The organism is Streptococcus suis (assembly GCF_002960425.1).
GTDB classification, from domain to species: domain Bacteria; phylum Bacillota; class Bacilli; order Lactobacillales; family Streptococcaceae; genus Streptococcus; species Streptococcus suis_S.
In genome coordinates this window covers 1-8211 of the sequence record NZ_POIZ01000005.1, presented here as the reverse complement: position 1 = coordinate 8211, position 8211 = coordinate 1, and the positions used below count along the sequence as shown (strand labels likewise).

Below are 8211 nucleotides of genomic sequence, written 5' to 3'. Positions count from 1 at the left end.
AGGGAAGCCTTTTTATATTGTACAAATAGCCACGATTCTGGCAAAAAGACCGACTATCAGACCAATAAACAGAAAAAGACAAACGCCTCTTAAGTGTTTGTCTTCAATCTGAACTGACTTTCACAAGTCAGTTTCTATTTTGCACAACTTAGACTTGTATCTGATACAAGTAGACAACGAAAAGGAGTAAACCATGAAAGCAGCACAACACACATCTTATAACAAAAACAATATCGTACTTAAGCTAACAGACATTGCTAAGCCAGACATCAAACCAAACCAAGTCCTTGTCAAAGTGACAGCAGCAGGTGTCAATCCCTTGGACAACATGATTTCTCGTGGTGAAGTCAAGTTGATTGTGCCTTACAAATTGCCACAAACAGCGGGTAATGAAGTCGTTGGTTTGGTTGCAGAAGTCGGCTCAAGTGTGACTAATTTTGCAGTTGGTGACCGTGTCTTTGGTCGTCTTCCTCTCGACAATATCGGTGCCTTTGCCGAGTATGTGGCGGTAGAGGCTGCTGCCCTTGCTAAAGTTCCTGCCTATCTGACAGACGTGGAAGCGGCTGCCGTTCCCCTGACTGCCCTGACCATTATGCAGGCACTGGACCTCATGGGTGCAGAGGCTGGCAAGACCATTTTCATCTCAGGCGGGACAGGCGGTGTCGGCGGGATGGCTATTCCCATTGCTAAAGCCAAGGGTTTGACGGTTATTACCAACGGTGATGGGGCAAATGCAGAGCGGGTATTGGCGTTGGGTGCCGACCAGTTTATCGACTACAAGACAGAAGATTACACTAAAACCCTCTCCCAAATCGACTATGTACTGGACACACTTGGTGGTGCAGAAACCGAAAAACAAATGTCGATCATGAAAAAAGGTGGTCAGCTGGTTTCCCTCCGTGCCATGCCAAACGGTGCCTTTGCCAAACGGATGAACCTGCCAAAATGGAAACAAGTCCTGCTTGGCTTGGTTGGTCGCAAGTTTGATAAAATGGCGGAAAGCTACGGAGTACACTACCATTTCATCTTCGTAGAAAGCAATGGTCAACAGTTGCAAGAGGTAGCAGACATTTTCAGCAAGTTAGAAATCAAACCGTCTATCGACACCGTTTATCCATTTGAAGAAGTCAACGCAGCCTTGGACAAGGTCGCAAATGGTCGTTCACGAGGAAAAACTGTCCTCAGTTTTGAATAGTAGGAGTACTTATGTCTTATATCACAACTAAAAATCAGTACATTACTGTCGCTGGCAATCAGATTGCCTACCGTGAACTAGGTAAGGGCAAGTCTAAACTGCCCTTGGTCATGTTGGTCCATTTGGCCGCAACCTTGGACAACTGGGATCCAAAATTGCTAGACTTACTAGCTGAAAAAGAACATGTCATCGTCCTTGATTTGCCTGGGGTCGGAGCCAGTCAAGGCAAGGTAGCACCTACTATTCCAGGAATGGCAGAGCAGGCTCATGCTATTATCAAGGCTTTGGGGCATACGAAAATTAACCTGCTTGGTCTTTCTATGGGTGGTTTTATCGCCCAAGAAATCGTTCGTCTCGATAGCCAAATGGTTAACCGCTTGATTCTAGCAGGAACAGGTCCTCGTGGTGGTGTAGAAGTCGATAAGGTGACAGGAAAAACCTTCCGCTATATGCTGAAGGCAGGTCTGGAGCGCGTGGATCCAAAACGCTACATCTTCTACAACCACGATGAAGCGGGTCGCCTGGAAGCTGAAAAAGTTTTGGGTCGTATGGGAGAAAGAAAAGCCGACTATGCAGACAAGGACATGAATGTCCCAGGATTTTTAACACAGCTGAAGGCTATCAAACGTTGGGGGAGAGATCCTCAAGAAGATATGGCCTTTATCACGCAACCAACGCTGATCGTCAACGGTGACAAGGATATGCAAGTTCCGACTGAGAACTCTTATATCATGCATGAGAAAATCAAAAACAGTCAACTCATCATCTATCCAAATGCGGGTCACGGATCTATCTTCCAAAATGCAGAGGCCTTTTCAACAGCCTTGATAGACTTTTTGGAGAAATAGTCCCTATTACTCTTGATGATACAAGGCCTGCAACGTCCCCAAAATCACCTTAGCCTGCTTTTGAAAGAGTTGATTGAGTTACTTGTCTTCCTTATCTTTTGTCTGTATAATAATCTACAACGAAAGGAAATCAAATGAACACAAAAGATTTTTACTGGGTGCGAGAGCCAGAAAACTACCAGATTTCAGATAAGGAAATCAGAATCACAACCCAAGCCTACACGGATTTGTGGCAGAAGACTTATTATCATTTTGTCAATGACAATGCGCCCCTGCTCTTGATGGATACGGAGGAAGAGTATTTCTCCTTCACTGTTAAGACAGATTTTTCCAATAGTCACACCCGCTTTGACCAGTGTGGTGTCGTGGTCTATCAGGATTCGGAAAACTGGATTAAGGGCTCGATTGAGTATGAAAATGAAGACTTTCAGCACTTGGGCAGTGTCGTGACCAATCACGGTTTTTCAGACTGGGCAACTCAGGAGATACCCGCTTCTGTCAAGTCTATCTATTACCGTTTGAGCCGACGGGGTAGTGATTTCTGCATTGAAAACTCCAAAGATGGTGTCCATTTTGAGCAGATGCGGATTTGCCACTTACATGAAGGCGGTGGAAAAATCCATTTTGGAATCTATGCCTGCTCGCCAGAAGATTCTTCTTTTGAAGCCGTCTTTTCCGAAATGAGCTTGACAGACTGCAAGTGGCAGGCCCATGATGGACAACAACCAGATTAGAAGATTAGCTTCCAGCTCTGCCATTTCCCGAAAGTCCATTATAAAATCGTTGAAATCCCTGTCATTTGTGGTATAATGAAGAGTATGCAATAAAATTTTAAGGAGAATGACAGAATGTCTGTATCATTTGAAGCAAAAGAAACAAACCGCGGCGTTTTGACTTTCACAATCGGTCAAGATGCAATCAAACCAGAATTGGACCGCGTTTTCAACAAAGTTAAGAAAGATATCAATCTTCCAGGTTTCCGTAAAGGTCACTTGCCACGTGCCGTTTTCAACCAAAAATTTGGTGAAGAAGCACTTTACCAAGATGTAGTAAACGCCCTTTTACCAGCAGCATATGAAGCAGCTGTAGCTGAAGCTGGTCTTGAAGTCGTTGCACAACCAAAAATTGACGTTGTATCTATGGAAAAAGGTCAAGACTGGACAATCACTGCTGAAGTTGTGACAAAACCTGAAGTAAAATTGGGTGACTACAAAAACTTGGCAGTTTCAGTAGAAGCAACTAAAGAAGTATCTGACGAAGAAGTAGATGCAAAAATCGAACGCGAACGCAACAACTTGGCTGAATTGGTTATCAAAGAAGGCCCAGCAGCGGAAGGCGACACAGTTGTTATCGACTTTGTAGGTTCAATCGACGGCGTTGAATTTGACGGCGGTAAAGGCGAGAACTTCTCACTTGGACTTGGTTCAGGTCAATTCATCCCAGGTTTCGAAGCACAATTGGTAGGCCACGCAGCTGGTGAAGAAGTAAACGTTGAAGTGACTTTCCCAGAAGACTATCAAGCAGCTGACCTTGCTGGTAAACCAGCCCTCTTCGTGACAAAAATCCACGAAGTAAAAGCAAAAGAAGTTCCAGCTTTGGATGACGAATTGGCAAAAGACATCGATGAAGAAGTAGAAACACTTGATGAGTTGAAAGCTAAGTACCGTAAAGAATTGGAAGCAGCAAAAGAAGTTGCCTTTGACGATGCAGTTGAAGCAGCAGCTCTTGAATTGGCTGTAGAAAACGCTGAAATCGTTGAATTGCCAGAAGAAATGATCCACGAAGAAGTTCACCGTGCAATCAATGAATTCTTGGGTGGTATGCAACAACAAGGGATCTCACCAGATATGTACTTCCAAATCACTGGTACAACTCGTGAAGACCTTCATAAACAATACGAAGCAGATGCTGAAAAACGTACGAAGACAAACTTGGTTGTTGAAGCAGTAGCGAAAGCTGAAGGTTTCGAAGCAACTGACGCTGAAATCGAAAAAGAAATCGAAGACTTGGCAGCTACTTACCGTATGGAAGTGGCACAAGTTCGTAGCTTGCTTTCACCAGAAATGCTTAAGCACGACATCGCTGTGAAGAAAGCTGTAGAAGTGATTACAAGCACTGCAACTGTAAAATAATGTAGATTACGACACTTGGCTTGGTCGAGTGTTGAAAAATGAGGTTCAATTAGTTTTTCTAGTTGGACCTTTCTTTTATAAAAATTCTTACTTATCTTTGACTAATTAGCAGTTTTAGCGTAAAATAGAAAGGAAAGACAAAAAAGGAGAAGAGCCTTGGAATTAAACGTATTTGCAGGACAAGAAAAAAGCGAACTTTCCATGATTGAAGTAGCGCGTGCTATTTTAGAAGAACGTGGACGCGACAATGAAATGTATTTCAACGACTTGGTCAATGAAATTCAAAACTACCTTGAAAAATCAAACAGCGACATTCGTGCAGCTTTACCAACCTTTTATTCAGATTTGAATGTGGATGGCAGCTTTATTCCACTTGGTGAAAACAAATGGGGACTACGTTCTTGGTATGCCATCGATGAAATCGATGAAGAAGTGATTACTCTTGAAGAAGATGATGAAGATGCACCAAAACGTAAGAAAAAACGTGTTAATGCCTTCATGGATGGTGATGAAGATGCTATCGATTACGGTCATGATGATCCAGAAGATGAGGATGATTACTCTGACAGATCTTCTTCTGAATATGATGATGAAAATCCTGATGATGAAAAGGATGAAGTAGAATCATACGACTCTGAAATCAACGAAATTATCACGGATGATGAATTGGATGATGAACAAGTTGATCTGGGTGAGGTGGATGATGACTATTCAGATGAGGAAGGTATTGACGAGTAGTCATATAAAATTGTATTTGACAAGACCATTAAATTACGATAAGATAATATCGGGCACCTCTTTTGAGGTCGGAGCTCCCTAGTCAATAGGGAGCTATTTTTGTTTTTTCTTCAAGATGGTTAAAAAACACCCCGTCATTAAGAAGACAGCAGAGGAGGAGTTTGCATGACAAAATATATTTTTGTAACAGGTGGCGTTGTGTCATCGATTGGTAAGGGGATTGTGGCAGCGAGTTTGGGCCGCCTCTTAAAAAATAGAGGATTGAAAGTTACTATCCAAAAATTTGATCCCTACATCAACATTGACCCAGGAACCATGAGTCCTTATCAACATGGGGAAGTATTTGTGACAGATGATGGTGCAGAAACAGACTTGGACCTTGGTCACTATGAGCGTTTCATCGACATCAATCTCAACAAATATTCCAACGTCACAACTGGTAAAATTTACAGCGAAGTCCTTCGTAAAGAACGCAAAGGTGAGTACCTGGGAGCAACTGTTCAGGTCATTCCACATATCACGGATGCGCTAAAGGATAAAATCAAGCGAGCAGCTCGTACGACAGATGCGGATGTCATTATCACAGAAGTAGGGGGTACGGTTGGTGATATTGAAAGCCTGCCCTTCCTTGAAGCCCTACGTCAGATGAAGGCAGATGTCGGCTCAGATAATGTTATGTACATCCATACCACTCTCTTGCCATATCTCAAGGCAGCAGGAGAAATGAAGACCAAGCCGACCCAGCATTCGGTCAAAGAACTGCGTGGACTTGGCATCCAGCCAAATATGTTGGTGATTCGGACAGAACAGCCAGCTGGTCAAGGAATTAAAAATAAGTTGGCTCAATTCTGTGACGTGGCGCCAGAAGCGGTCATTGAATCCTTGGACGTTGAACACCTCTATCAAATCCCGCTCAATATGCAGGCACAAAATATGGACCAGATTGTCTGTGACCATTTGAAATTAGATGTGCCACCAGCAGATATGACAGACTGGTCTGCCATGGTTGACAAGGTTCTCAATCTCAAGAAAACAGTTAAGATTGCCCTTGTTGGTAAATACGTCGAGCTCCAAGATGCCTATATTTCAGTTGTAGAAGCCTTGAAACACTCTGGCTATGCCAACGATGCTGCGATTGAGTTGGATTGGGTCAATGCCAATGACCTGACGGCAGAAAATGTTGCTGACCGACTTGGACAAGCCCAAGGCATCATCGTACCTGGTGGCTTTGGTCAGCGTGGTACAGAAGGGAAAATTCAAGCCATTCGCTATGCACGTGAGAATGATGTGCCTATGTTGGGTGTCTGCTTGGGCATGCAGTTGACCTGTGTGGAATTTGCTCGCCACGTTCTTGGATTAGAAGGAGCCAATAGTTTTGAGCTAGATCCTGAAACCAAGTATCCGATTATCGACATCATGCGTGATCAAATTGGCGTGGAAGACTTGGGCGGAACGCTCCGTCTGGGACTCTATCCAAGCAAACTCAAACGTGGCTCGAAGGCAGCTGCAGCTTATGACAATCAAGAAGTTGTCCAACGTCGCCACCGCCACCGTTACGAGTTTAATAATGACTTCCGTCAACAATTTGAAGCAGCTGGCTTTGTTTTCTCAGGTGTATCACCAGATAACCGCTTGGTTGAGATTGTCGAAATCCCTGAGAATAAGTTCTTTGTGGCCTGTCAGTATCATCCAGAACTCCAATCTCGACCAAACCGCCCAGAAGGGCTTTACACAGCCTTTGTCACAGCAGCGGTTGAGAATGAAAAATAATATGAAGAAGGTTGGCCTAGGTCAACCTTTTGCTATCATGCGAAAAAATTTCCATTACATATATGTTGTCAATTTCACAAAATACTTGGATATGGTATACTAAAGATATTGAGGGAGAACTACTGTGAAGAAATTACACTTTATGTTGACCGTGATTTGTATTACCATTGTGGCGGCCTTAAATATCTTTTTTAACTACCATATATCTAATATTATTGATAGCCTAACTGCGAAAGACAGTCTTGCTTTTTACGACAGCATCCTGTTGATAGTGGGCGTCGTTCTACTTTTACTGGCGGCGGAATTGGTGAGGCAGATTAGCAATCAACGTTTTCTAAATCAGATTTCTTATAAGATTCAAGCTACGCTGGTTGGTCGCATTCTAACTGGAAGAAGTCTCCTTAGTCAATCAGAGGTCAGTGGCTATGTTTCTAAAATCAATAACGACATCGAAAGGGTTACCGAACTTTACTACGATACCTTCTTTTCGCTTTATCAAGGTCTGGTGTCTTTTCTGATTGCTAGTATCGCCTTGTTTTCTCTGGACATTCAAGTATCTCTTGCGATTTTGTTGGTGTCGACTATTCCTGTAGGCATTCCGTATTTGGTTAATAGCTATCGAACCAAGGTAGAAGAAGCTATCTCACTAGAGAAAGTTTCTTACCAGTCCAAACTTCAGGATTTGCTGGGCAATTTATTACTTGTCAAAAACAATGGTCTTGGTCAGCAATTTTACAAAAAAATAAATCAGCAATACCAGCAGATAAATACTCAAGAAGATAAGCGCGCCTTTCTAACGGCTGTGGTCAATATAGGCTCAGGATTCTTTTTTTACCTGACGACAATGATCATTCTCTTTATCGGCGGACAAAAGGTTTTAAGAGGGCAGATGAGTTTGGGTGCCCTTGTTGCCATTTATAGCATTTCGCTAGAGCTAATTTCACCAGTCGGACTGATTGCTTCTTCTATCTCAGATATGACCTCTGTTCGAACAATCCGAAAAGATTTGGTAGGGAAGGATACTGTTGACTTTGCTGAAGTTAGCGGAAATCCAAATTTCTCAACTCTACGTATAGAAGGTCTTGACTACCGAGTGGATCATGGTAGCTTGTTCAACCACCTTCATCTACAATTTGATGCCGGCAAGAAATACTTGATTCAAGGAGAGAGTGGTGTGGGTAAGTCAACCCTGGTCCATCTACTGACGCAAAATACAAAAGAGAGGGTTTCAGGAATTTACTTAAACGACCAAGCCCTGTCGAACCTGTCTTACGAAACCGTCCAATCCTATATCAGCTTTGTACCTCAAAAAGTCAATCTTTTTCAAGATAGTATCTGGTACAATATCACGCTTGGGAGAGCAGTAGATGAGGAACGAGTATTCAAGTGGCTCCATCGATTTGGTTTATCAGAACGAGGCTGGGCAAAAACTAGCTTCTCGCATATAAAAAAACGAGCAATTCCAATTAGGAGTTGCTCGTTTTCCATTTCATGCTTTATAATTATAATAACCACAAAACAACTAGAA

General features: G+C 42.9%; 7 protein-coding genes. All 7 read left to right on the top strand.

Translation table 11 applies throughout. From position 1 onward, the window contains the following. Nucleotides 1-193: 193 nt before the first annotated feature. Nucleotides 194-1195 carry an NADP-dependent oxidoreductase gene (locus tag C1G57_RS00345; RefSeq protein WP_105113272.1) on the top strand — a complete coding sequence of 334 codons (1002 nt, stop codon included), beginning with the start codon at nt 194-196 and terminating at the stop codon, nt 1193-1195. Between the two features lie 11 nt (nt 1196-1206). Beyond that, a complete protein-coding gene (locus C1G57_RS00340; RefSeq protein WP_105113271.1) occupies nt 1207-2043 on the top strand; it encodes an alpha/beta fold hydrolase in 837 nt (278 codons plus the stop codon). A gap of 134 nt (nt 2044-2177) precedes the next feature. After that, entirely contained in the window at nt 2178-2777 is a 600-nt protein-coding gene (locus C1G57_RS00335) for a DUF1349 domain-containing protein (protein WP_105113270.1), read from the top strand. Nucleotides 2778-2891: 114 nt separating this feature from the next. Next, a complete protein-coding gene (tig, locus tag C1G57_RS00330) occupies nt 2892-4175 on the top strand; it encodes a trigger factor (protein WP_105113269.1) in 1284 nt (427 codons plus the stop codon). Nucleotides 4176-4331: 156 nt separating this feature from the next. Next, nucleotides 4332-4913, top strand: a complete 582-nt coding sequence (rpoE, locus tag C1G57_RS00325) for a DNA-directed RNA polymerase subunit delta (RefSeq protein WP_105113268.1) — start codon at nt 4332-4334, stop codon at nt 4911-4913. A gap of 165 nt (nt 4914-5078) precedes the next feature. Next, nucleotides 5079-6683, top strand: a complete 1605-nt coding sequence (locus tag C1G57_RS00320; RefSeq protein WP_105113267.1) for a CTP synthase — start codon at nt 5079-5081, stop codon at nt 6681-6683. Nucleotides 6684-6807: 124 nt separating this feature from the next. Further along, nucleotides 6808-8211 (top strand): ABC transporter transmembrane domain-containing protein (locus C1G57_RS00315; RefSeq protein WP_153045592.1); only part of this gene is annotated, 1404 nt, incomplete at its 3' end.